Here is a 22,506-nt window from a genome sequence, read left to right as displayed (position 1 = left end):
GCGCTGCACCGCAGCATATTGACGTCTGTGGGGACAAGGGGCGAGGGGATCAAGTCTCGCGGCGGTGACGTTGTGTGGCGGGGGCGGGGCAGTGACCTGATGTGGAGGTGCGCGCGCCTTTGTCGTCGTGCCCCGGCGAAGGCCGGGGCCCAGGTGGGATAGCCGTCGTGAGACTCACCACCGCCACCCAACTGGGCCCCGGCCTTCGCCGGAGCACAATGGAAGGCGGCGCGAAGGCTGGCGACCTCCCCTCCGATCAGACGATCCGCTCGACTTCCATCTTCTTGATCTCGGCGATTGCCTTCGCGGGCGACAGCCCCTTCGGGCAGACGTTGGCGCAGTTCATGATCGTGTGGCAGCGATACAGGCGGAACGGGTCCTCGAGCGCGTCGAGCCGCTCGCCGGTCATCTCGTCGCGGCTGTCGGCGAGCCAGCGATACGCCTGGAGCAGGATCGCCGGGCCGAGGAACTTGTCCGAGTTCCACCAGTAGCTCGGGCACGAGGTCGAGCAGCAGGCGCACAGGATGCACTCGTACAGGCCGTCGAGCTTGGCGCGCTCCTCGGGCGACTGGAGCCGCTCCTTGCCCGCGGGCGGTGGCGTCACCGTCTGCAGCCACGGGGTGATCGAGGCGTACTGAGCGTAGAAGCGCGTGAAATCGGGGACGAGGTCCTTGATCACGTCCATCGCGGGCAGCGGGGTGATCTTCACCTCGCCCTTCACGTCCTCGATCGCGGTCGTGCAGGCCAGGCCGTTGCGCCCGTCGATGTTCATCGAGCAGGAACCGCAGATGCCCTCGCGGCACGAGCGGCGGAAGGTCAGCGAGCTGTCCTGCTCCGACTTGATCTTGATCAGCGCGTCGAGGACCATCGGGCCGCACTCGTCGAGATTGACCTCGAACGTGTCGTAGCGCGGGTTCTCGCCCGAATCGGGATCGTAGCGATAGACCTTGAAGTTGCGCATCGTCCCGCCCGGCTGCGGCGACGCGACCTTGCGGCCGCCCTTGATCTTGCTGTTCTTGGGGAGCGTGAACTCGGCCATGCGCGTCTCTACTTCGTTGGGCCGTCGGCGCGCAGGAGGCGCACCGGCGCCGTTCGTGGGGCGGGTACACGATCGCGGGGCTGGCCGCAAACGTGACCGAGGCCGCCTACCTAGAGATTATGGCCGCGCGCTCAAGAGGCGATCGCGCGCTCCAGCGCGGCAACGTCGATCCGCACCATCGCCATCATCGCCTGCATCGCCTTGGGCCCATGCACCGGATCCTGCATCAGCTCGGTGAGGCGACGCGGGACGATCTGCCACGCCACGCCCCAGCGGTCCTTGATCCAGCCGCACGCCACCTCGGTCCCGCCATCCGCCAGGATCGCGTCCCAGCAGCGGTCGACCTCGGCCTGGTCGATGCAATCGACCTGGAGCGACATCGCCTCGCTGTGCGCCGGACCGGCACCGCCGTTGAGCATCGCGAACGATCGCCCCGCCAGCGTGAAGGTGACGGTGAGCACGTCGCCCGCCTTGCCCGCGGGATAGTCCGCCGGCGCGCGCGACACCCCCGTAATCGCGCTGCCGGGGACCAGCCCGGTGTAGAAGGCGGCCTGCTCCTCCGCGGTGCCGTCGCACCACAGCCACACCGACACCTTGTCCATCACGCCCGCCGCTCGCCGACGAAGCCGAACGCCGCGCCCTCCGGGTCGGCCGCGACCACCGAGAAGCTGCCGCCGGGGATCTCGTCCGGCCCCTGCTCCACACGCCCGCCCGCGCCGATCAGCCGCTCCACGGCGGCGTCGACGTCCTCGACCATGAAGTAGAACTGCCAGCCCGGCCCTTTGCCGGCGAAGTTGTTCATCGTCGCGCCGAGGCAGGTCGTGCCCGAGTGGACGAACTTATAGTCGCCCAGATCGCCCATCGGCATCGCGCCCTCGTGCCGCCAGCCGAACAGCCCGGCGTAGAAGGCGAGCGCGGCGTCCTGGTCGGGGGCGGTCAGCTCGTTCCACACCGCGTGACCCGCGGTGGCGGTGTCGGCGGTACGAAACGCGCGCGACTCATCGCCGTCGCCGCGCATGACGTAGAAGAGCGTGCCATGCGGGTCCGCCACCAGCGCGATCCGGCCCACCTCGGGGATATCGGTCGCCGGCATCGCCACCGCGCCGCCCGCGGCGATGATCCGCTCCACCGTGGCGTCGACGTCGTCGGCGGCGAGATAGAACAGCCAGCCCGGCGCCATCGGCGCGCCCGGCGGCACCGCCATCAGCCCCGCCACGCCGTCGCCGTCGGGCGCGGCGAGCACGCGATAGTCGGGCGCGGCGGCGAGCTGCGGCCGCTCCACCGACCAGCCGAGCACGTGCGTGTAGAAACGCTCCGCCGCGTCGGGATCGCGGGCGAGCAGCTCGTACCAGATCGGCAGTCCTTCCCGGTCGGTCATCCTCTTCCTCCTCACTTCTCGTTGAGCATGGCGAAGCCGCCGTAGATCATGCGCTTGCCATCGAACGGCAGCGGCGTCGGCAGGTTCGCCATGCGCTCGTCCGCCATCACCAGCGGGGTCGCGCGGTCGCGCGTGGCGCGGTCGGGCCACTCGACCCAGGACAAGACGACGGTCTCGTCCTCGTCCGCGAGCGCCGCGCGGCGAAAGTCGACCGTCTCGCCGGCGGGCAGGTCATCGCCCCACGCCTCGACATGGCGGATCGCGCCATGGTCGAGGAACACCGGCGATGCCGCCTCCGCGAGCGCGACGTAATCGGCGCGATGTGTCATTCGCACCGGCAGGATGAAGCCGTCGACGAAGCCCGGCGCGGCGCCGCGGCCGGTGTCGACGATCACCTCGAAGCCGCCGAGGATCATGCGCGAGACATCGAACGGCGGCAGGCCGAGCGCGGCGAGCCGCTCGTCGGTGACGATCGCCTCGCCGAAGGTGTCGCGCGCGGCGCGGTCGGTGAACTCGATCCAGCCGAAGCTGGGCGTCTCGTCGGCCCCGAGCCGCACCGCGCCGGCGATGTCGTTGCGCTCGCCCGCGGGCACGTCCTCGCCCCAGGTGTCGACCACGCGGCGGGCGCCATGCTCGCGCACGATCGCCGCGGCGACGCGCGCGTGCTCGGCGAAGCGCTCGCGCGCCGCGGTCGCGACCGGGGTGATGAAGCCGTCGACGTAGCTCATGCGAGCTGCTCCGCACGCGCCGCCCGCTTCGCGATCCACTCGGCGAAACCCGGCGGCGGGCTGCCGGTGAAGCCGGCGAGCTGATCGGCGAGCGCGCGACGGAAGGCGGGCCGCGCCTCGCCGCGCGCGACATAGGCGGCGAGCGTCGGCTGCGCGGCGAGCAAAGGGTGGTCGCGCAGGATGCGCAGCACCGCGACCATCAGCAGGTCGCCGGCGGAGAAGGCGCCGTCATACCATTCGCGCTCGCCGAGCCGCGCCGCCACCTCGCCGAGCCGCTCGGCGATGCGCGCCTCCACCGCGGGCAGGCGCGGCCTCGACCAGGGCTGGTCCGCCTCGAACAGCGTCGCGATCGCATGGTCCATGATCGGCGGCTCGACCGTGTTGAGCGCGGCGAAGGCCCATTCCGTGGCGCGCGCGCGGCCGAGGCGATCGTCCGGCAGCAGCCCGTCGCGGCTGTCGGCGAGATGCAGCACGATCGCACCCGACTCGTAGAGGACCAGCTCGCCCTCCTCATAGGTCGGCACCTGGCCGAACGGCTGGCGCGCGCGGTGCGGTGGCGCCTTCTGTTCGCCCTGCGCGAGATAGCGCACGCGATAGGGCTGGCCGACCTCCTCGAGCGCCCAGCGCACGCGCAGGTCGCGGACCTGGCCGCGCGCGAAATCGGGGACCCAGTCGAACGCGGTGATCACGGGTTGCATGGGAGCCTCTCCTCTGGCTTTCCCGTCATGGCGGGCTCGACCCGGCATCCATCGCGCCCCGCACGCCACGACAATGTCGTCGGCCGGACCTTGGATCCCCGGCTCGTGGCCGGGATGACGGTCTTCTACTCTCCGTTGTCTCGTCAGCCGCCGACGGCGGCGGCCTGCCACAGCAGCGCGGCGGTCAGCGCGAAGGCAGCGAGCCCGAGCGGCAGCGGCCGGTCGAGCACGCGCCGCGCGGCGCCCGACTCAGGCCGGCACCGCGGCGTCATGCTGCTCGGCCGGCTTGGCGTTCGCGTCCATGTGCATCACTTCCCAGCCGTGGCCGTCGAGATCGTCGAAGGCGCGGCCGTACATGAAGCCCTTGTCGTCGGCACCGTGCAACTCGCGCCCGCCCGCCGCCAGCGCCGCCGCGCCGAGCTGGTCGACCTCGTCGCGCGAGGCGCAGGACAGGCAGAGCAGCGCCGCGCTGGTGCTGCGCGTGTCCGCGATCGTCTTGGGCGTGAACGTGCGGTAGAAATCGTGCCCGAGCAGCATCACCCAGATCGAGTCCGACCAGACCATCCCGGACGCCTGTTCGTTCGAGAAGTCCGGGTTCCGCTTGAAGCCCAGCGCCTCGTAGAAACGCGTGGAGGCGGCCACGTCGGCCACCGGCAGGTTCACGAAAATCATCCTCTCCATGGTGCGATCTCCCTCGCTCGTCCCTTGTGGAACGATGGACCGTGTGGTTATTTAAAGCAACCATGAAGTTAGAAAATGTAACAAAAGGGTCGGCGAGCCGCGAGCGCTGGTACGACGATGCCTGCGGCACCGCGCTGGCGATGGAGCTGCTCGGTGAGCGCTGGGCGCTGCTGATCGTGCGCGAGCTGATGTTCGGCCCGCGCCGCTTCACCGAGCTGCGCGCCGGCCTGCCCGGGATCAGCGCCAACGTGCTGACGCAACGGCTCGAGCGGCTCGCGGCGACCGCAGTGGTGGAGAAGGTCGAGCTGCCCGGGCGTGCCGCCGGCTACGCGCTCACCGAATGGGGCTATGAGGCCGAGCCCGCGATCATGACCTTGGGGCGCTGGGCGGCGCGCTCGCCCGACCACGATCCGACGCTGCCACTGTCGGCCGCCTCGATGATGATGTCGCTGCGAACGATGGTCGATCTCGCGCGCGCGGCCGAACCGATGACGATCGGCTTCCTGTTCGGACGCGACTCGTTCGTGGCGCGGCTCGCCGACGGCGCGCTGCCGATCGAGCGCTCGCCCGCCTTCGGCGACGCGGTGTTCGACACCGACCCGCAGACCATGGCCGCGATCGTCTACGGCAAGCTGCCGATCGCCGCGGCCGAGGCGGCGGGCAGCCTGCGCTTCGGCGGCGATCGCGCCGTGGCGGAGGCGTTCATCGACCTGTTCCACCTGCCGGCCAAGGCAACCGCGGCGCCCGCGGCGGGTTGACGCGGGCGCGTTCCGTTCCCACTGGAACGGCATCCTCCAGCGAACGGCGTGCCCGCGAATGACCGATCTGCCCAATACCCAGCCCGACAGCCGCGACACGACCATCCTCGACGCGCCCGACAAGATGGTCAGCGTCCGCGACCTGTTCGGCATCAACAGTGACATGCAGGTGCCGGCGTTCAGCGAGGCGGACGAGCGCGTGCCCGATCTCGACCCCGCCTATGTGTTCGATCCCGACACCACGCTCGCGATCGCCGCCGGCTTCGCGCACAACCGCCGCGTGATGGTGCAGGGCTATCACGGCACCGGCAAGTCGAGCCATATCGAGCAGGTCGCCGCGCGGCTGAAATGGCCGTGCATCCGCATCAACCTGGACGCGCACATCAGCCGCATCGACCTGGTCGGGCGTGACGCGATCGTGCTGCGCGACGGCCAGCAGATCACCGAGTTCCGCGAGGGCCTGCTGCCCTGGGCGTTGCAGACGCCGACCGCGCTGGTGTTCGACGAATATGACGCCGGCCGCCCCGACGTCATGTTCGTGATCCAGCGCGTGCTCGAGACTGAGGGCAAGCTGACGCTGCTCGATCAGAATCGCGTGATCCGGCCGAACCCGTGGTTCCGCCTGTTCGCGACCGCCAACACGGTCGGGCTGGGCGACACCAGCGGACTCTACCACGGCACGCAGCAGATCAACCAGGGCCAGATGGATCGCTGGAACGTGGTGGTCACGCTAAACTATCTGCCCGCCGCGACCGAGGCCAACATCGTGCTCGCCAAGTCGGGCGAGTATGACAAGCCCGAGGGCAAGAAGCTGGTCGAGAATATGGTGCGCGTCGCCGACCTGACCCGCCGCGGCTTCGTCAACGGCGACATATCGACGGTGATGAGCCCGCGCACCGTGATCAGCTGGGCGCAGAACGCGCTGATCTTCGGCGACGTCGGCTTCGCCTTCCGGCTGTCGTTCCTCAACAAGTGCGACGAGGCCGAGCGTGCCCTGGTCGCCGAATATTACCAGCGCGTGTTCGGCAAGGACCTGCCGGAGAGCGTCGTGGCGAAGGCGTGAGGTGAGGTGAGGCGTACCGAGGCGATCGACCTGCTCCGTGCGTGCGAGCCAGAGCTACGCGCGCTCGGCATCCGCGCGCTTTCGCTCTTCGGCTCGACCGCGCGCGACGAGGCGGGCGCCGAGTCGGACATCGATCTCGCCGCGGCCCTCGACTATGACATCGTGAAAGCTGCGGGGCCGTTCGCCTTCTTCGCGTTGAGCGACGCGATCGCGGGGATGCTCGGGCAGCGGGTCGACCTCGTCACCGAGCCCGCGCGGAAATCGGCGCTTCAGGCGGAGATCGACCGAGATCGTGTCCGTGTCTACTAGAGACGCGGCCCGTCGCTTACGCGACGTCGTCGACAATGCCGCCCGTATCGAGGCTTACGTCACTGGGCTCGACCTCGCGGCCTTCGCCGCCGATCGCAAGACCATCGACGCCTGCGAGCGCTGCCTGGAGCGGATTGCCGAGGCGGTGGTGAAGCTTGGTCCCGAGCAGTTCGCGACCGTCGCTCCCGACGTGCCGTTCGAGCGCGTGCGTGGGCTCGGCAACGTGCTGCGGCACGCCTATGATGACATCGACCTGACCATCCTGTTCGGGCTGGTCCGCAATGAAGTGCCTGCGTTGCGCCAGGCGGCGCTGCGCGCGTTGGAGGGCTGATGGCCACCGATACCCCGCTCGACCGCTTCAAGTCCGTGCTCGGCGGCACCGCCCGCGCGCTGTCCGACGAGGCCGAGGTGGAGCTCGCCTTCACCGCCGACGCACCGGCGCAGTCGGGCAAGCACCTGCGCGTACCGATGCCGGCGCGCACCTTGCCCGCCGACCAGGTCGCCGAGGCGCGCGGCTTCGCCGACTCCTTCGCGCTGCGCCTCCGCCACCACGACACCGCGCTCCACGCCCGCGGCGCGCCCGACGACGCCACCGCGCGCGGCGTCTATGACGCGATCGAGGACGCGCGCGTCGAGGCGCTCGGCAGCCGCGGCTATCAGGGCATTACCGCCAATCTCGCTACCGCGCTCGACGTGCGGCTGCGCGCCGACCCGATCCTGCGCGCGCGCAATCGCAGCGAGGTGCCACTCGCCACGGCGCTCGGGCTAATGGTGCGCGAGGCGCTCACCGGCGAGCGTCCACCCGTCGCGACCGAGCCCGGGCTCGCGTTGGTGCGCGAGTGGGTGGAGGAGCGCGCCGATCTCGCCGCGCTCGCGCTCGCGCTCGATGACCAGCGCGCCTTCCAGGGGCTCGCGCGTAAGCTGCTCGAGGACCTCGAGCTGGTCGAGGGCGATCGCACGCCGGAGGAGAGCGACGAGGGCGGCGACGAGGAAGAGAGCGAGGAGGGGCAGGACACTGACCAGCCCGACGAGGGCGATGCCGAGGGCAGCGAGGGCGAGTCCGAGGTGGAGGCGCGCGGCCAGCAGCGCGACGACGAGTCGAGCGAGGGCGAGAGCGAGCGGCTCGAGGGCGACGATCTCGACGACGACGCCGAGGGTGAGCCCGGCGACGACGGCGAGGAGGGGATGCAGCCGGTCCGCCCCAACCGCCCCAGCGCCGATCTCGGCCCCGACTTCGACTATCGCGTGTGGACGACCCAGTTCGACGAGGTGATCGCGGCGACCGATCTGTGCGATAGCGACGAGCTGGCGCGGCTGCGCGGCTATCTCGACCAGCAGCTGGTGCACCTCCAGTCGGCGGTGTCGCGGCTCGCCAACCGCTTGCAGCGCCGGCTGATGGCGCAGCAGTCGCGATCGTGGGACTTCGACCAGGACGAGGGGCTGCTCGACGCGGCGCGGCTGGCCCGCGTCGTGGTCAACCCCACCCAGTCGCTCAGCTACAAGGTGGAGCGCGACACCGAGTTCCGCGACACCGTGGTGACGCTGCTGATCGACAATTCCGGCTCGATGCGTGGCCGCCCGATCTCGATCGCGGCGATCAGCGCCGACATCCTCGCGCGCACGCTCGAGCGCTGCGGCGTCAAGACCGAGATACTCGGCTTCACCACGCGCGCCTGGAAGGGCGGGCAGAGTCGCGAGACCTGGCTCGCCGCGGGCCGCCCGCCGCAGCCCGGCCGCCTCAACGACGTACGCCACATCGTCTACAAGAAGGCCGACGAGCCATGGCGGCGCGCGCGCAACGCGCTCGGGCTGATGATGCGCGAGGGGCTGCTCAAGGAGAATATCGACGGCGAGGCGCTGCTCTGGGCGCACGCGCGCATGCTCGCACGGCCGGAGGAACGCCGCATCCTGATGGTGATCTCGGACGGTGCACCGGTCGACGATTCCACGCTGAGCGTCAACACCGGCTCCTATCTGGAGCGCCATCTGCGTCAGGTGATCGGCTGGATCGAGAAGAAGTCCTCGGTCGAGCTGGTCGCGATCGGCATCGGCCACGACGTCACGCGTTATTACAGCCGCGCTGTGACGATCATGGACGCGGAGCAGCTCGGCGGCACGATCATCGAGCAGCTCGCCGCGCTGTTCGACGCCGAGTGATCACGTCCCCGCCCGGCGGCTTCGTCGGCCCGGTCAAGCGCTCGATCACGATCGCGGGGCACCAGACCTCGATCAGCCTCGAGCCGGTCTTCTGGTCGGCCCTCGAGCGCGCCGCGGCGGCGCGCCAGCTGCCGCTCTCCGCTTTGGTGGCGCAGGTGGACGCGCTGCGAGTGCGAGAGCCCGAGCCGGCGAACCTCGCGAGCGCGCTGCGGACGTGGCTGATGGTGGAGGCAGGGCAGGCCGAGTGAGCGCGGCGGCCGCACGCTGCTTCAGCCGTTCAGCCACTTGCTCATCAGCACGCGCGGCATGTCCTCGTAGCCGAGCTGCTGGTAGAAGGGCACGACCGCGGCGTTGGCCGGGCGTATCATCAGCTGCACCTTGGCGACTCCCTGAAAGCGGAGCCACTCCTCGCCGGCCGCGACGATGCGGCTGCCCAGCCTCTCGTGGCGGCGCCCGGGGGCGCACGCGACGTAATAGAGCCAGCCGCGGTGACCGTCGTGGCCGACCATCGCGCTGGCGACGATCCGGTCGTCAGCGAGCGCGACCAGCACCGTGGAGGCAGGTCCGGCGACGGCGAAGCGGAAGTCTGCGCCGGGATCGTTGTGGGGTGCGACCAGTCCGCAGCTGTGCCACAGCGCGATGATCTGGTGCTCGTCCTCTGCCGTGGCGTCGCGTATGTGGAGGGGCATCGCCATCGTCTAGACGACACGCGCCTGTCCCCCAAGCCCTGCCGGCTCACCGAGCGTCCGGGCTTGTCAGCGCGTTCGGCACCGCCTAAGGCGCGCGCAACCGCAAGGACCCGGTGAGAATCCGGGTGGCTCTTCCGGCCGCCGATCCGCCGGACAACACAACGCACCGATCCTCTCGCGCCCCAGCTGGCGCCGCGTGCCCTGTTGTGGAATCATCGATGACTCCTTCAATGCCAACCTACCGCCGCCAGTGGTTCACTGACGGCGCCGCCGCCCGCCGCGACGTGCTCGCGGGCATCGTCGTCGCCCTCGCGCTCATCCCCGAGGCGATCGGCTTCTCGATCATCGCCGGGGTCGACCCGCGCGTCGGGCTCTACGCCTCGGTCGCGATCGCCATGACGATCGCGCTGATCGGCGGCCGCCCGGGTATGGTCTCCGCCGCCACCGCCGCGGTGGCAGTGGTGGTCGGGCCGCTCGTGCGCGCGCACGGCGTCGACTATCTGTTCGCGGCGACGATCCTGATGGGGCTGATCCAAGTCGCCGCCGGCCTGTTGCGGCTCGATCTCGTCATGCAGTTCGTCTCGCGCTCGGTGATCACCGGTTTCGTCAACGCGCTCGCCATCCTCATCTTCCTCGCGCAGCTGCCGCAGCTCACCGGGGTGAGTTGGGTGAGCTACGCGCTCGTCGCGGGCGGCCTCGCGATCATCTACGGGCTACCGCGGCTGACCCGCGCGGTGCCGTCGCCTTTGGTGGCGATCCTGGTGCTCAGCGCGATCAGCGTGGCACTCGGCCTGCAGGTCAACACCGTCGGCGACATGGGCCGGCTGCCCGAGGGGCTGCCCAGCCTCGCGCTGCCGCAGGTGCCGCTCACGCTCGAGACGCTGCGGATCATCCTGCCGTACTCGCTGACCATGGCGGCGGTCGGCCTGCTCGAGTCGCTGCTCACCGCACAGATCGTCGACGACATGACGGACACCGAGAGCGACAAGCGTCGCGAGTGTGCGGGGCAGGGCGGCGCCAATGTCGTCGCCGCGCTGTTCGGCGGCATGGGCGGTTGCGCGATGATCGGCCAGTCGGTGATCAACGTCACCTCGGGTGGGCGCGGGCGATTGTCCACCTTCGTCGCCGGCGCCTTCCTGCTGTTCCTGCTCGCGGTACTGGGGCCATGGGTCGGGCGTGTGCCGATGCCCGCGCTGGTCGCGGTGATGATCATGGTGTCGATCGGCACGTTCAGCTGGAACTCGATCCCCAACCTGCGCCGTCACCCGCCGACCTCGTCGGTGGTGATGCTGGTGACCGTCGCGGTGGTGGTGGCGACGCGCGACCTCTCGCTCGGCGTCCTGGCCGGCGTGCTGCTCTCGGGCATCTTCTTCGCGGGCAAGGTGCAGCGGCTGTTCTCGGTCGAGCGCCTCGGGACGGGCGATCGGGCGACCTATCGCGTGACGGGGGAGATCTTCTTCGCCTCGGTCGAGCGCTTCACCCGCGGCTTCCAGGCGGAGGACGGCGCGCGGTATGTCACGATCGACGTGGTCGGCGCGCACTTCTGGGACATCTCGGGCGTGGCGGCGCTCGACAAGGTGGTGGCGCGGCTGCGGCGCGACGGCCGCGTCGTCGTGGTAACCGGCTATAATCGCGCCAGCGCCGACCTCGTCGATCGCTTCGCCTTGCACGACAAGACCGGGGTGGAATTGGGCGTGGTGCCGCACTGAGGGGCACTCGGACCGATCCTCCCGTGCAAGGGGAGGAACCTCAGACGACCACGCGCTTTCCTACCGCCCCAGCAGCACGCGCGCCTGGCTCGCGATCTGCGCCAGCATCGCGGCGTTCGGCGACTGCGCGTTGCGCGCGCGGTCGATCACCGCGCGGAACTGCGTCACGCGAGCCCCGTTGCGCGCGAGCCAGTCGGCCACCAGCGCCTCCGGATCGCCCGCCCCGCCGCGGCCCAAGAAGTCGAGCCGCAGCTGCTGGAAGTCGCGCGCCAGTCCGGCGATCAGCAGCCGCTCCCACGGGTCGCTCGGCGAGATGCGCGTCGCGGTCGACTGCGCCCAGTCGAGCCCCAGCGCCTGCCCCAATCGGGTGAAGGCGCGCGCCAGCCGCGTCTCCTCGATCCCGGCGCGCTCGCCCAGATCGGCGAGCCCGACCGCGCCGTCCAGCTCAAACAGCCGCACCACGCGGGTGGCGAGATCGTGCGGCGCGCCGGCCTGCTCGAGCGTGTCGGCGATGCGGCGCGAGTGCGCGCGCGCCTCGTCGAGCAGCAGCTCGCCCGCGGCGACGTCGAGCCGCTCGATGCCCGCCGACAGCCGCGCCAGCACCGCCGAGGGCGGGGTGGCCGGGGCGGTGGTGCGCAGCAGGTCGGCGATCTGCGAGCGCACCGCCACCGCGGTCTCGTCGAACAGCGCGATCCGACCGCTCTCGGGCATCGGCTCGGTCTCGATCGCGTGCCACAGCGCGGTGAGGCCGAACTGGCGCTCCACCACCACGAACATCGCGGCGATATCGGCGAGCGTCGCTCCCTCCTCCTCGGCCAGCTCGAATGGGTGGAGGATGCCGATCCGGTTGATGACGCGGTTGGCCAGCTTGGTGGCGACGATCTGCAAGCGCAGTCGGTGCGCGTCGATCGCGGCGGCGAAGCGCTCGCGCATCGCGGGCGGGAAGGCGGCATGGAGGTCCTCGGCGAGCGCCGGGTCGTCGCCGAGCGCCGAATGCTCGATCGCGTCCTGCAGCGCGAGCTTGGCGGTGGCGAGCAGCACCGCCAGCTCGGGGCGGGTGAGCCCGCGCGCGTCGCTGCTGCGGCGGAGCAGGTCGGTGTTGCTGCCGAGCCCCTCGACGCGGCGGTCGAGTCGGCCGCTCTCCTCGAACACCTCGATCAGCCGGACATAGCTGGGCAGCGCCTGCACCCCGCCGCCCTCGGCGATCGACAGCGCGAGCGTCTGGAGGCGGTTGTCCTCCAGCACCAGCCGCGCGACATCGTCGGTCATCGCGCCGAGCAAAGCGTTGCGGTCGTCGAAGGCCAGCCGGTCCTCTATCATCTCGCGGTTGAGCGCGATCTTGATGTTGACCTCATTGTCCGAACAGTCGACGCCGGCCGAATTGTCGATGAAGTCGGTGTTGATCCGCCCGCCTCTCGCCGCGAAGGCGATGCGCGCGGCCTGGGTGACGCCGAGGTTCGCGCCCTCGCCGATCGCGGTGGCGCGCAGCTCCTCGGCGTCGACGCGGAGCCGGTCGTTGGCGGGATCGCCGACGGTGGCGTTGTTCTCGGACGCGGCCTTCACATAGGTGCCGATGCCGCCGAACCAGATCAGGTCGACCGGGCTCTTGAGGATCGCCGAGATCAGCGCGGTCGGCTCGAGCCGCTCCGCCGCGATGCCCAGCGCGGCGCGTACTTCGGGCGAGAGCGGGATGGACTTCATGTCGCGCGCGAACACCCCACCGCCCGGCGAGATCAATGCGGTGTCGTAATCGGCCCAGCTCGACCGCGGCAGCGCGAACAGGCGGTCGCGCTCGGCCCAGCTCGCCGCCGCGTCTGGATCGGGGTCAAGGAAGATGTGGCGGTGGTCGAAGGCGGCGACCAGCCGGATCGCCTTGGACAGCAGCATGCCGTTGCCGAACACGTCGCCCGACATGTCGCCGCAGCCGACGACGCGGATCGGCTGTGTCTGCACGTCCAGCCCCCGCTCGGCGAAGTGGCGCTGCACCGAGACCCAGGCGCCCTTGGCGGTGATGCCCATCGCCTTGTGGTCGTACCCCTGCGAGCCGCCGCTGGCGAAGGCGTCGCCGAGCCAGAAGCCGCGCTCCAGCGCGATCGCGTTGGCGACGTCGCTGAAGGTCGCGGTGCCCTTGTCGGCGGCGACGACGAAATAGGGGTCGTCGCCGTCATGGACGACGACGCCGTCGGGATGCACCACCTCGCCGGCGACGATATTGTCGGTGATCGACAGCAACGTGCGGATGAAGATGCGATAGGCCTCGGTACCTTCGGCCAGCCAGGCGTCGCGGTTGCCCGGCGCGGGCAGTTGCTTGGCGTAGAAGCCGCCCTTGGCGCCGGTCGGTACGATCACCGCGTTCTTGACGCGCTGCGCCTTCATCAGGCCGAGGATCTCGGTGCGGAAATCGTCGCGCCGGTCGGACCAGCGCAGGCCGCCGCGCGCGACCGGGCCGGCGCGCAGGTGGATGCCCTCGACGCGCGGCGAATAGACCCACACCTCGCGCCACGGCAGCGGCGCGGGCAGGCCGGGGATCCGGGCGCTGTCGAGCTTGAACGCCAGCGCCTCGTTCGCCGCCTCGGTATAAGCGTTGGTGCGCAGCGTCGCGTCGATCACCGCGCGGAAGGCGCGCAGGATGCGGTCGTCGTCGATCCCGGTGACCGCGTCGAGCCCGGCGTCGATCGCGGCGGCGGCGGCCTCGGCGTCGCCGGGGCGCGCGGGGTCGTGGCGGGCGGCGAACAGGTCGACCAGCGCCTTCGTCACGTCGCGCGCGCGCGTCAGCGTCTCCACCACCGTCGCCATGCCGTAGCTCATCCCGGCCTGGCGCAGGTAGCGGAACCAGGCGCGAAACAGCACCACCGCCGACGGCGACAGGCCGGCCTCGAGCATCAGCCGGTTGAAGCCGTCGTCCTCGGCGCGGCCCTCGAGCACCTGCGCGATCGCCTCCTGCAGCGTCTCCGCCGCGGCGAGCACCGCGGGCACGTCGGCGGCGGTCTCCAGCGTGAAGTCGTGGATCGACGACCGCTCCTCGTCGGTCAGCCCGGTCGGCATCTCCTCGATCACGCGAAAGCCGAAATGCTCCAGCGCGGGCACCGCGTCGGACAGCGCCAGCGGGCCGCCCTGGCGATAGACCTTGAGGTGGAGCATGCCGTCGCCGCCGGCGGTGAAGCGCACCTCGCGGTCGGCGTCGTCGACCAGGTTGGCGATCGAGACGATGTCGCGGGCCGCCTCGTCGGGGGTGGCGCCAGTGCGGTAGCGCGGCGGGAAGGCGGCGGCGTGGCGCAGCGCCAGTCGCGCCGCGCGCGCCGGCCCGACCTCGTCGGCCAGCGCCGCCTCGATCGACGGCGTCCAGCCGCGCACCATCTTCTCCAGCCGCGCGTCGAGCAGCGAGGCGTCGGGCAGTCGGCCTGCGCCGCGCAGGTCGATCGTGTAGCGCAGCAGCGCAGTGCGGCTGTCCTCGACGCTGGTGGTCCAGTTGAGGATCTGGCCGTTGGCCTCCTCCGCCAGCATGTCGCCGATCGCGACGCGGCGCGCGGTCGTCATCTCGTCGCGCGGCAGCCAGACGAAGGCGTAGAGATGGCGGCCGAGCGGCGAGCGCGCCAGCACCAGCTTGGGACGCGGCCGGTCGGCGAGGCTCATCGCGGTGAGCGCGAGCTCCTCCATCCCCGCGGCGTCGACCGCGATCATCAGGTCGTGCGGCAGCGTCGCGATCGCGTGGGTCAGCGCCTTGCCGGTATGGCCGGCGGGATCGAAGCCGAACTTGGCCTCGCTCGCCGCCAGCCGCTGGCGCAGCACCGGCACGCTGCGCGGCGGCGCGTTGAGCGCGGCCGAGGTCCACAGCCCGGCGTGGATCGACAGCCCCGTCACCGTGCCGCCGGTGGCGAGCGGCACCACCAGCAGGTCGAGTGGGACGCGGCGATGCACCGGCGAGATCAGGCTCGATTTGAGCAGCAAAGGCGCGGCGTTGCCGGCGGTGAAATATTCCACCGCGAGCCGGCGCGAGCGCTCGGCGAGCAGCGGCACCTCATGGTCGTTGCGCGCGATCCCGAGCGGTTCGGCCGCGTCGGCGTGGCCGTCGACGTGCCAGCGCTCGTGGCCGAGCAACGTGAAATGGCGGTCGAGGAACCAGCGCAGCAGGTTGGCGCCCTCGGGATCGTGCCCTGTATCGTCGAGCATGCCCGCGTCGGCGGCGAGCGCGGCCTGCATCTGGCGCCAGTCGCCCACCGCCACGCGCACGTCGCGCAGCAGCCGCTCGATCTCGTCGGTCAGCGCGCGACGATCCTTCGCGTCGACGCGCTCGAGCTCGACGTAGATCATCGACTCGGCGTGGCCGCTCGCCTCCTCGATCGCGGTCAGCGTGCCGTCGGCGTCGCGCGAGACGCGAATGACGGGGTGGATCACGCGATCGACCGCGATGTCGCGGTCACCGATCGCGGCGGCGACCGAATCTACCAGGAAGGGCATGTCGTCGTTGACGATGGCGAGCCGCATGCGGCGTCGCGCGCCGTCGCCGGGCAGCTGCTCCAGCGCGAGCGCGGCAGTGCCGGGGGCGCGATGCGCCGCGGTCTCGGCCAGGAAGGCGGCCGCCTCGGCCTGCTTGTCCTCGCCGAAGCCGGCGATCTCCCCAGGAAGCGCGCGATGGGTGAGCCGCGCCGCGAGCGCGGCAGACAGTTTCTGCAGAGACTTCTCGACCATGACCCGCGCTATGCGCCGGGCAGCGACGCGGCTCAACCCCATGTGGCACGAGAGAAATAGCCGATGAAAAACAAGGAGCCCGTCGCCCAATACCGGCGTCATCCTGAGCTTGTCTCAGGATCCACCGTGTCGCGCACTCATCGGGCGCCGAATCTGAGGACAGGTTGATCCTGATACGAGCTCAGGTTGACGGCATCATTCGAACCGGCGGTGTCATACGCCGAGACCGGGTCGCACCAGCGGCCTCCGCGCCGCCGCGGTGACGAGCCGAAAGCCTCAACCGAGCCGCCGCAGCACCTGCTCCGCGAGCCTGGTATCGTCGCCGACGGTGCCGACCACCACGATCCCGCCCGCGACGGCGCGGCCGAGCAGCACGACCGGCTCGCCCTCGGCCACGCCACTGTCGAGCGCGAGCTCGGCCAGCGGCGCGCGCGCCGCGATCAACGGCGCCAGCCGCGGCGTGGCGCGCGTCACCGGCCGGCGCGCGGCGCGCTCGTCCGCGACGAGGCGCTTGATCCCGCCCTCGACTGACTCGAGTACGCCGGCCAGCTCGCCCTCGGCGACGCCGGTGCGCGCGGCCCAGGCGAGGACCGTGGCCAGCTCGGTCAGCCGCGTCTTGTCATGATCGGTGCCGAAGATCAGCTTGGCGATCGCGGTCATCGGCGCGCGCGCCTGCACCTTGATCGCGGCCTCGTCGAGGATATCGGCGAGCCGCTCGGGCGCGTCCGCGGCGGCCAGCGCGAAATCGTGCGCGCGGCCGAGCGCGCGGTACAGCGCGGCGTGGCTGCGCGTCGCGGCGGTGCGCGCCGAGGCCGCGCTCTCGCGCGCGGCGGCGAGCCGGTCGTCGAGCGAGGCGACGGGCGCGGCCTCGGGCCAGGGCAGCGCGTCGAAGTCGGCATCGGCGTGCGGCCCGTCGGCCCAGGCGGCGGCGGGGACGGGATCATGCCGCGGCGCGCGCGCCACCGACAGCTCGCGGTCGAGCGCGGCCTGATGGTCCGCGGTGACCAGCTCCTTCCAGTTGATCACGCCGTAGATGAAGTCGATCGCCGCCCCGTCGGAGGAGAAGGGCATCAGGATGCCGCGGTACAGCGTGGCGTGGCCGCGCGTGCCGACGAACTCGGCCTCGAAGCCGATCGGCACCTGGTTGGCGATGATCTGGAGGTAATGGTCGGTCAGCCGCGACAGCAGCGAGCGCGCGGGCACGTCGCTGATCCGCGCGATCGTCTGGTCAGCGCCGCATTCGTCGCGCAGCGCGCGGCCGATGAACTGGACCGACGGATCGTCCACGCCCGCGGAGAAGTCGAGCAGCACGCTGTTGGCGCCGAAGTCGGCGATGCTGGCGGGCTCGAGGTCGGCGATGGCGGGGTACGGGCGGTCGCCGAGCAGCGACACCCAGTGATTATAGGCGCGCACGTGCATGCGCCGCTCGTCGCCGCCGATCGCGAGCACCGCCTCGCCGACGCCGCCCTCGGTCGGGTCGAGGTCGTGGCGGAGGTCGTCGTAACCGCGCGGCGTGTCCATGCTCATCGTCCCAGTGAGGCCTGCGGAGTCGGCCTGTCCCGCCCGATCTGCACCATGGATGGTAAACTCCGCGTAAAGTCCGGAAGCGCTTGCCACGTCCGGGAGCCGCTGCTAAGCGCGCGCTCCACGATGCGGTGCCCTCGGGCGCTATCGGGCCGCTTTAGCTCAGTTGGTAGAGCACATCATTCGTAATGATGGGGTCACAGGTTCGAGTCCTGTAAGCGGCACCACCTTAAATGCTCGTATCGCAGGCGTCTTTGCCTGCAGTCGTTGGTCGGCACCGAGGCTGCTCGGGCACCGCTGCGGCGCCGTCATCCCAGCCGCGAGCTGCTCGGGCATCATGAAGAATCTCGAGAGTGCCGCCGTCGCTGTCCGCCCGGCCGACCGCCTTTTGCCCGCCCTACGACGCGCCGGCGTCTTCTAATGCTCGCCGCGGACCGCGCACTCAGCTTCCTTCTCGCTTGCCTCAGTCCTTGCCCTCGACGTAGCTGCCGCGGTCGCCCTCGATCCGATGCACCGCGTTGCGGCCGTGCGACGCCGCGGTCGCCACCTTGCGCGCCGAGGTCGAGGCGGTGTGGAGCACGCGCGTGCGGCCGTGCACCAGCAGGTTGTAGCCGACGAACCACAGCCCCGCCGAGACGAGCAGCGCGGCGCCGAAGAAGATGCGCTTGCGCCGTCGCTGCCGGCCGCCATGGGTCAGCGCGCGCGTGCCGCACCAGGCGCAGCGATGGACGGTGGTGCCCGGGCGCAGGGTCGGGTGGCTCTGCCAGCGGTGCAGGCCGAGGGTACACAGGATACTCATGGCGACGAGACTTATGCCGCGCCGGCCCGGCACGGCAACGCCGCGCCGGCGCGGCGTCGCCCCATAACGCTACGCCCCGCCCCCGCGCGCGGTGGCGAGATGGTGGAGCACGATCCCCGAGGTGGTCGCGACGTTGAGCGAGTCGAACCCCGCCGCCATCGCGATCCGCAGCGTGCGCGACCGCGCCATCAGCGCCGGCGCCAGCCCCGGCCCCTCCGCGCCGAGCAGCACCGCGCTGCGCAGGGCGGGGCGCCACGCCGGCAGCGCGGTCGTGCCGGCCGGGCTGAGCGCGACCGCCTCGAACCCGTGGTGTGCCAGCAGCGCGAGCGCGTCCTCGTCGCGCCCGAGCCGCGCGAACGGCACGGTCAGCGCGGCGCCCACGGAGACGCGGATGGCCTTGCGGTAGAGCGGGTCGCAGCAGTCGGCGTCGAGCAGCACCGCGCCCACGCCGAAGGCCGCGGCGTTGCGGAAGATCCCGCCCATGTTGTCGTGATTGGCGATGCCGCTCAGCAGCAGTACGTCGCGCGGCGGGATCGTGCCGCCGAGCAATGCCTCGGCGGGCAGGTCCGCGCCGCGCTGCCCGATCGCGAGCACGCCGCGGTGGAGCGGGAAGCCGGCGACCGCGTCGAGCACGCCCGGCGCGGCGAGGTACACCGGCGTGTCGGCTGGCAGCCGCGCCAGCAGCGGCGCCAGCGCCGCGGCGCGCTTGTCGGCGATCAGCAGCGAGGTCGCGCGATGCGTCGCGCTCTCCACCAGCTTCTCGAGCACGACCACCCCCTCGGCGACGAACAGGCCGCGCCGCCCGACCAGGTCGCGCTCGCGGATGTCGCGATAGGGCTCGACGCGCGGGTCGGCGGGGTCGACGATCGGGATCAACTGGGGCACGGCGATGCCCGTAAAGCATCGGGCGCGCCGTGCCACCCTCGGCCGGCGCCATGGCGGAGCGACGGCAGATGAGTGACGATCACGCGCGCGGCCAGCGGGACGGCCTCCGGCTCGCGCTCGCGATCCTCGCGGCGGAAGAGGAGAAATGGGCCGCGCTGCTGGGCGAGAGCCGCTCGGGGCGGACCAACCAGGTGCGCGCGGTTCGTCACAAGACGCTCCAGGTGGCACAGCGCCGCCTACAAACCGCACTCAACCGGCTGACGCCGCGACAAGGCGAGACCATTGACCCCGAACTCGCCGCCGCGCTCGATACCATCGGGTTGTGAGGAAGGCTGAGCCTAGGGGGCACCGAACGCCGGCTGAGCTTCGCGTCGTGATCGCGGCCAGCTCGTTTCGTCTGCCAGCGCTGAGGGTGACGGCGGCGTGGGGACAGGCGTCACCGTCCTTGCGCCAGACGCTCAGACGCACCTCCGACCCCGCTCAGCGGCGGCGTGTGCCGCGGCCGCGCGTCATCGGGTCGGGGCGGGGCGGGGGAGTCCAGCCCGGCGGCGGCGTGACCCGCTGCTGGCTCGTGCCCAGCCCCATCGCGCCGGGGCGCTGACGCTCCAGCCCGCCGAGATCGGCGGCAGCCGCCTCGTCCGCTGTCGCGCCGCCGCGCAGCAGGTTGATGCGGTCGCGCAGCCGGCCCGCCTCCTCGAAGTCGAGCGCGGCGGCGGCGGCTTCCATCGCGGCGTGCAGCTCGGCGATCGTCATGCTCATGGCCCGATCACAGCCCCTTCCGCGTCAGTCGCGCGTCGGCGAGGTCGAGCTCGCGGCCGAGCTGTTCGGCTAGCGTCAGCCCGATCTCGCGGCGGCGGCCCAGCGCGAACAGCGCCCGGCGCTCGGCGCGGACGGCGGCGAGGCGGAGCTCGCGTTCGATCTCGGCGTCCTGTGAGCGCTCGTCGCGCGCGCCGCTGTCCTCGTCGAGATGGGCGATGCGGTCGCGATATTGCGCCATCAGCCGTGCCGCCACGTCGGTGTAGCGATCGGCGTCGCCGCGGTCCTGCGCCATGGCATGCTGGACCCGCTCGATCTCGGCGATCGCCGCCTCGGCGGTGACCACGCGCGCGCGGTCGCGCTCGCCCGCGGCGCCCTCCTCGGCGGGGAAAGTCAGCCCGCGCAGCAGCAGCGGCAGCCCGCCCGCGGCGATCGCGAGCGAGGCGAGGATCACGCCCGAGGCGAGCAGGATGACCAGATCGCGCGCGGGGAAGTCGGCGCCGCTCGGCAGCGTCAGCGGCAGCGTCAGCGCACCCGCCAGCGTGATCGCGCCGCGCGCGCCGGCCACTGACATGGCCGCGATCACCCGCCGCGGTGGGCTGCCCTTCGGACCGTCGCCGCGCTGCTTGGCGCGATAGAGCGTCAGTTGCAATGCCACCCACACCCAGCCGTAGCGCAGCGCGGCGAGTACCGCGACGATCGCGCCGACATAGCCGAGCAGCCACCAGACATTGTCGTGCCCCGTCCCCGCGACCGCGGCGCGCGCGCCGGCGAACAGCGCGGGCAGTTGCTCGCCGAGCAGCACGAAGATCACGCCGTTCAGCGTGAACTGCAGCATGTCCCATACCGCGCGGCGACGGATCCGCGTCGCCGCGCTCACCGCGACGCCGCTGCCGACGAAGGTCATGGCGATGCCCGCCGCGGCGGCGGCGAGCACGCCCGAGGCGTGGACATGTTCGGCCGCGAGATAGGCGCCGAAGGGTATCAGCAGGCTGACGAGGATGTTCGAGCCCGCGTCATCGCCCCCGGTACGGCGCGCCACGAGTGACTTGCCGCCGATCGCCAGCCAGGTGACACCGGCGCCGATCGCGACCCCGGCGAGCGCCATCCAGGCGAAGGTGCCGAGCGCCTCGCCGAGCGAGAAGGTGCCGCTGAGCGCGGCGGCGATGGCGAAGCGCAGGCAGACCAGCCCCGAGGCGTCGTTGAGCAGCGACTCGCCCTCGAGGATGTGCATCATGCGCTTGGGGATCGGTACCTTCTGCGCGATCGCGCCGACCGCGATCGGGTCGGTCGGCGACACCACCGCGGCGAGCGCGAAGGCGACCGCCAGCGGCATCGCCGGGATCAGCCAGTGGACGAAGAAGCCGAGCCCGAGCACGGTGAGGAACACCAGACCGAGCGCGAGCCCGAGCACCGCGCCGCGGTCGCGCAGCAGCTCGTCCTTGGGGATGCGCCATCCGTCGAGGAACAGCAACGGCGGGACCAGAAGCAGGAAGAACAGCTCGGGATCGAGCTCCACCCGGATGCCGGCGAAGGCGCCGATCAGCGCGCCGAGCGCGATCTGGACCAGCGGGCGGGGGAGAGCGGAGGGAAGAAGTCGCGAGACGGTGCCGCTGACGACCACCGCCAGCAACAGGAACAGGCACAGGGTAACGACATCCAACTTCAAGCTCTCCCGCTGAGACTCTTTTCTAAGACGCGCGCGGCGGTGGGGTTCCGTGCGGTACGCAGAAGATCGGCGACGCCCCAGCCGCGCGCTGCCCCGACGCCGCGATGATACGGCGGACGTCGCTACGAGCGTGGCCTGTTCCCCGGCGAAGGCCGGGGCCCAGGTGGGAAGGCCGCGGTACGACACATAAGCGTCCCCCAACTGGACCCCGGCGGCCGCCGGGGAACAGGTTAGGAGGGGGAGCGGCAGCGTAGCAGATCACGGCGTGCTCCGCCCTCCCACTCCTCGCACTCCTCTCACAGCCGCGGCAGCGTCACCCCGCGCTGGCCCATATATTTGCCCGCGCGGTCGGCGTAGCTGATCTCGCACGGCTCGTTGCCCTGGAGGAACAGGAACTGGCACGCGCCCTCGTTGGCGTAGATCTTGGCGGGCAGCGGCGTGGTGTTCGAGAATTCGAGCGTGACGTGCCCCTCCCAACCCGGTTCGAGCGGGGTGACGTTCACGATGATGCCGCAGCGCGCGTAGGTCGACTTGCCGAGGCAGATCACCAGCACGTCGCGCGGCACGCGGAAATATTCCACCGTGCGGGCGAGCGCGAAGCTGTTGGGCGGGATGATGCAGACGTCGGTCTTGCGATCGACGAAGCTGTTCGAGGCGAAGTCCTTCGGGTCGACGATCGCGTTGTCGACGTTGGTGAAGATCTTGAACTCGTCGGCCACGCGCGCGTCATAGCCGTAGCTCGACAGGCCGTAGCTGATGCAGCCGTCGCGGCGCTGCGCCTCGACGAAGGGCTCGATCATGCCCTCGCCCTGCGCGCGCTCGCGGATCCAGCGGTCCGACAGGATCGACATATAGGCTCCCCCAGGTGAGCGGACGCTTTCGGCGCTGCGCCGGGTGAGCGCAAGGGGGCGGTGGCGCTTCGAGACGAGGCTTCGGCAGGCTCAGCCTCTCCTCAGCGCGAACGGGAGGGAACCA

General features: G+C 71.1%; 23 protein-coding genes, 1 tRNA gene and 1 other annotated feature. Of the genes, 9 read left to right on the top strand and 15 right to left on the bottom strand.

Annotated elements, in window-relative coordinates:
* Nucleotides 1-256: 256 nt before the first annotated feature.
* From KZ820_RS02785 to KZ820_RS02760, 7 genes are all read right to left on the bottom strand, one after another.
* Nucleotides 257-1,039 (bottom strand): succinate dehydrogenase iron-sulfur subunit, encoded by a 783-nt coding sequence (locus KZ820_RS02785; protein ID WP_308462101.1) that lies wholly within the window; start codon nt 1,037-1,039, stop codon nt 257-259.
* A 131-nt stretch (nt 1,040-1,170) separates the two neighbouring features.
* A complete protein-coding gene (locus KZ820_RS02780) occupies nt 1,171-1,641 on the bottom strand; it encodes a VOC family protein (protein WP_219747162.1) in 471 nt (156 codons plus the stop codon).
* Nucleotides 1,641-2,417 (bottom strand): VOC family protein, encoded by a 777-nt coding sequence (locus KZ820_RS02775; protein ID WP_219747161.1) that lies wholly within the window; start codon nt 2,415-2,417, stop codon nt 1,641-1,643. The genes KZ820_RS02780 and KZ820_RS02775 overlap by 1 nt, the downstream gene beginning before the upstream one ends.
* 11 nt (nt 2,418-2,428) lie before the next feature.
* Complete coding sequence (locus KZ820_RS02770; RefSeq protein WP_219747160.1) at nt 2,429-3,145, bottom strand: DUF1428 domain-containing protein; 717 nt, start codon at nt 3,143-3,145, stop codon at nt 2,429-2,431.
* Nucleotides 3,142-3,843 carry a glutathione S-transferase family protein gene (locus KZ820_RS02765; protein WP_219747159.1) on the bottom strand — a complete coding sequence of 234 codons (702 nt, stop codon included), beginning with the start codon at nt 3,841-3,843 and terminating at the stop codon, nt 3,142-3,144. Before KZ820_RS02765 ends, KZ820_RS02770 begins: the two co-directional genes overlap by 4 nt.
* A 143-nt stretch (nt 3,844-3,986) precedes the next feature.
* The gene (locus KZ820_RS21720) at nt 3,987-4,115 is read right to left on the bottom strand and encodes a hypothetical protein (RefSeq protein ID WP_258047705.1); all 129 of its coding nucleotides are present in this window, start codon (nt 4,113-4,115) and stop codon (nt 3,987-3,989) included.
* On the bottom strand, nt 4,093-4,524 hold the full coding sequence (locus KZ820_RS02760) for a VOC family protein (RefSeq protein ID WP_219747158.1): 432 nt from the start codon (nt 4,522-4,524) through the stop codon (nt 4,093-4,095). Before KZ820_RS02760 ends, KZ820_RS21720 begins: the two co-directional genes overlap by 23 nt.
* Before the next feature lie 62 nt (nt 4,525-4,586).
* On the opposite strand from KZ820_RS02760, the gene KZ820_RS02755 reads away from it, so the two are divergent.
* The 6 genes from KZ820_RS02755 to KZ820_RS02730 are packed head-to-tail and all read left to right on the top strand — an operon-like array spanning nt 4,587 to nt 9,059.
* Nucleotides 4,587-5,282 (top strand): winged helix-turn-helix transcriptional regulator, encoded by a 696-nt coding sequence (locus tag KZ820_RS02755; RefSeq protein ID WP_219747157.1) that lies wholly within the window; start codon nt 4,587-4,589, stop codon nt 5,280-5,282.
* Nucleotides 5,283-5,340: 58 nt separating this feature from the next.
* Nucleotides 5,341-6,345, top strand: coding sequence for a cobaltochelatase subunit CobS (gene cobS, locus KZ820_RS02750; RefSeq protein ID WP_219747156.1), 1,005 nt, complete (start codon nt 5,341-5,343; stop codon nt 6,343-6,345).
* A 6-nt stretch (nt 6,346-6,351) separates the two neighbouring features.
* Nucleotides 6,352-6,654: a nucleotidyltransferase family protein gene (locus tag KZ820_RS02745; RefSeq protein ID WP_219747155.1), complete on the top strand. Its 303-nt coding sequence runs from the start codon at nt 6,352-6,354 to the stop codon at nt 6,652-6,654.
* A complete protein-coding gene (locus KZ820_RS02740) occupies nt 6,644-6,985 on the top strand; it encodes a HepT-like ribonuclease domain-containing protein (protein ID WP_219747154.1) in 342 nt (113 codons plus the stop codon). The genes KZ820_RS02745 and KZ820_RS02740 overlap by 11 nt, the downstream gene beginning before the upstream one ends.
* Nucleotides 6,985-8,811, top strand: a complete 1,827-nt coding sequence (gene cobT / locus KZ820_RS02735; protein WP_219747153.1) for a cobaltochelatase subunit CobT — start codon at nt 6,985-6,987, stop codon at nt 8,809-8,811. The genes KZ820_RS02740 and cobT overlap by 1 nt, the downstream gene beginning before the upstream one ends.
* Nucleotides 8,808-9,059 carry a ribbon-helix-helix domain-containing protein gene (locus KZ820_RS02730; protein ID WP_219747152.1) on the top strand — a complete coding sequence of 84 codons (252 nt, stop codon included), beginning with the start codon at nt 8,808-8,810 and terminating at the stop codon, nt 9,057-9,059. Before cobT ends, KZ820_RS02730 begins: the two co-directional genes overlap by 4 nt.
* Before the next feature lie 21 nt (nt 9,060-9,080).
* Here the strand turns inward: KZ820_RS02730 and KZ820_RS02725 are convergent, their stop codons facing one another.
* Nucleotides 9,081-9,500, bottom strand: coding sequence for a GNAT family acetyltransferase (locus KZ820_RS02725; protein ID WP_219747151.1), 420 nt, complete (start codon nt 9,498-9,500; stop codon nt 9,081-9,083).
* A gap of 103 nt (nt 9,501-9,603) precedes the next feature.
* Nucleotides 9,604-9,659 (top strand) — a sequence feature (sul1 is cis-regulatory element that is thought to sense ions involved in sulfur or methionine metabolism; They are found in Alphaproteobacteria).
* A gap of 71 nt (nt 9,660-9,730) precedes the next feature.
* On the opposite strand from KZ820_RS02725, the gene KZ820_RS02720 reads away from it, so the two are divergent.
* A complete protein-coding gene (locus tag KZ820_RS02720; RefSeq protein ID WP_373368993.1) occupies nt 9,731-11,209 on the top strand; it encodes a SulP family inorganic anion transporter in 1,479 nt (492 codons plus the stop codon).
* 60 nt (nt 11,210-11,269) lie between these two features.
* On the opposite strand, the gene KZ820_RS02715 is transcribed toward KZ820_RS02720, so the two are convergent.
* Both KZ820_RS02715 and KZ820_RS02710 read right to left on the bottom strand, forming a co-directional pair.
* Nucleotides 11,270-15,898, bottom strand: a complete 4,629-nt coding sequence (locus KZ820_RS02715) for an NAD-glutamate dehydrogenase (RefSeq protein ID WP_219747149.1) — start codon at nt 15,896-15,898, stop codon at nt 11,270-11,272.
* 276 nt (nt 15,899-16,174) lie between these two features.
* Nucleotides 16,175-17,419 carry a PAS domain-containing protein gene (locus KZ820_RS02710; RefSeq protein ID WP_219747148.1) on the bottom strand — a complete coding sequence of 415 codons (1,245 nt, stop codon included), beginning with the start codon at nt 17,417-17,419 and terminating at the stop codon, nt 16,175-16,177.
* A gap of 154 nt (nt 17,420-17,573) precedes the next feature.
* Here KZ820_RS02710 and KZ820_RS02705 point away from each other — a divergent pair.
* Nucleotides 17,574-17,649 (top strand) — tRNA-Thr (locus KZ820_RS02705).
* Nucleotides 17,650-17,885: 236 nt separating this feature from the next.
* Here KZ820_RS02705 and KZ820_RS02700 read toward each other — a convergent pair.
* Together KZ820_RS02700 and KZ820_RS02695 are read right to left on the bottom strand one after the other, a co-directional pair.
* Complete coding sequence (locus tag KZ820_RS02700; protein ID WP_219747147.1) at nt 17,886-18,221, bottom strand: hypothetical protein; 336 nt, start codon at nt 18,219-18,221, stop codon at nt 17,886-17,888.
* A gap of 69 nt (nt 18,222-18,290) precedes the next feature.
* Nucleotides 18,291-19,106 carry a TrmH family RNA methyltransferase gene (locus KZ820_RS02695; RefSeq protein ID WP_219747146.1) on the bottom strand — a complete coding sequence of 272 codons (816 nt, stop codon included), beginning with the start codon at nt 19,104-19,106 and terminating at the stop codon, nt 18,291-18,293.
* Between the two features lie 68 nt (nt 19,107-19,174).
* Here KZ820_RS02695 and KZ820_RS02690 point away from each other — a divergent pair, with 68 nt between their 5' ends.
* Nucleotides 19,175-19,432 carry a hypothetical protein gene (locus tag KZ820_RS02690; RefSeq protein ID WP_219747145.1) on the top strand — a complete coding sequence of 86 codons (258 nt, stop codon included), beginning with the start codon at nt 19,175-19,177 and terminating at the stop codon, nt 19,430-19,432.
* Between the two features lie 154 nt (nt 19,433-19,586).
* Here the strand turns inward: KZ820_RS02690 and KZ820_RS02685 are convergent, their stop codons facing one another.
* From KZ820_RS02685 to dcd, 3 genes are all read right to left on the bottom strand, one after another.
* Nucleotides 19,587-19,865 (bottom strand): UvrB/UvrC motif-containing protein, encoded by a 279-nt coding sequence (locus KZ820_RS02685; RefSeq protein ID WP_219747144.1) that lies wholly within the window; start codon nt 19,863-19,865, stop codon nt 19,587-19,589.
* Nucleotides 19,866-19,872: 7 nt separating this feature from the next.
* On the bottom strand, nt 19,873-21,525 hold the full coding sequence (locus KZ820_RS02680; RefSeq protein WP_219747143.1) for a Na+/H+ antiporter: 1,653 nt from the start codon (nt 21,523-21,525) through the stop codon (nt 19,873-19,875).
* A 302-nt stretch (nt 21,526-21,827) separates the two neighbouring features.
* Nucleotides 21,828-22,382, bottom strand: a complete 555-nt coding sequence (gene dcd / locus KZ820_RS02675) for a dCTP deaminase (RefSeq protein ID WP_183920730.1) — start codon at nt 22,380-22,382, stop codon at nt 21,828-21,830.
* Between the last annotated feature and the right edge of the window lie 124 nt (nt 22,383-22,506).

The organism is Sphingomonas citri, from assembly GCF_019429485.1.
Taxonomy (GTDB): Bacteria; Pseudomonadota; Alphaproteobacteria; order Sphingomonadales; family Sphingomonadaceae; genus Sphingomonas; species Sphingomonas citri.
The sequence above is the reverse complement of the archived record's forward strand: the minus strand, read 5'-3'. Positions and strand labels throughout refer to the sequence as shown.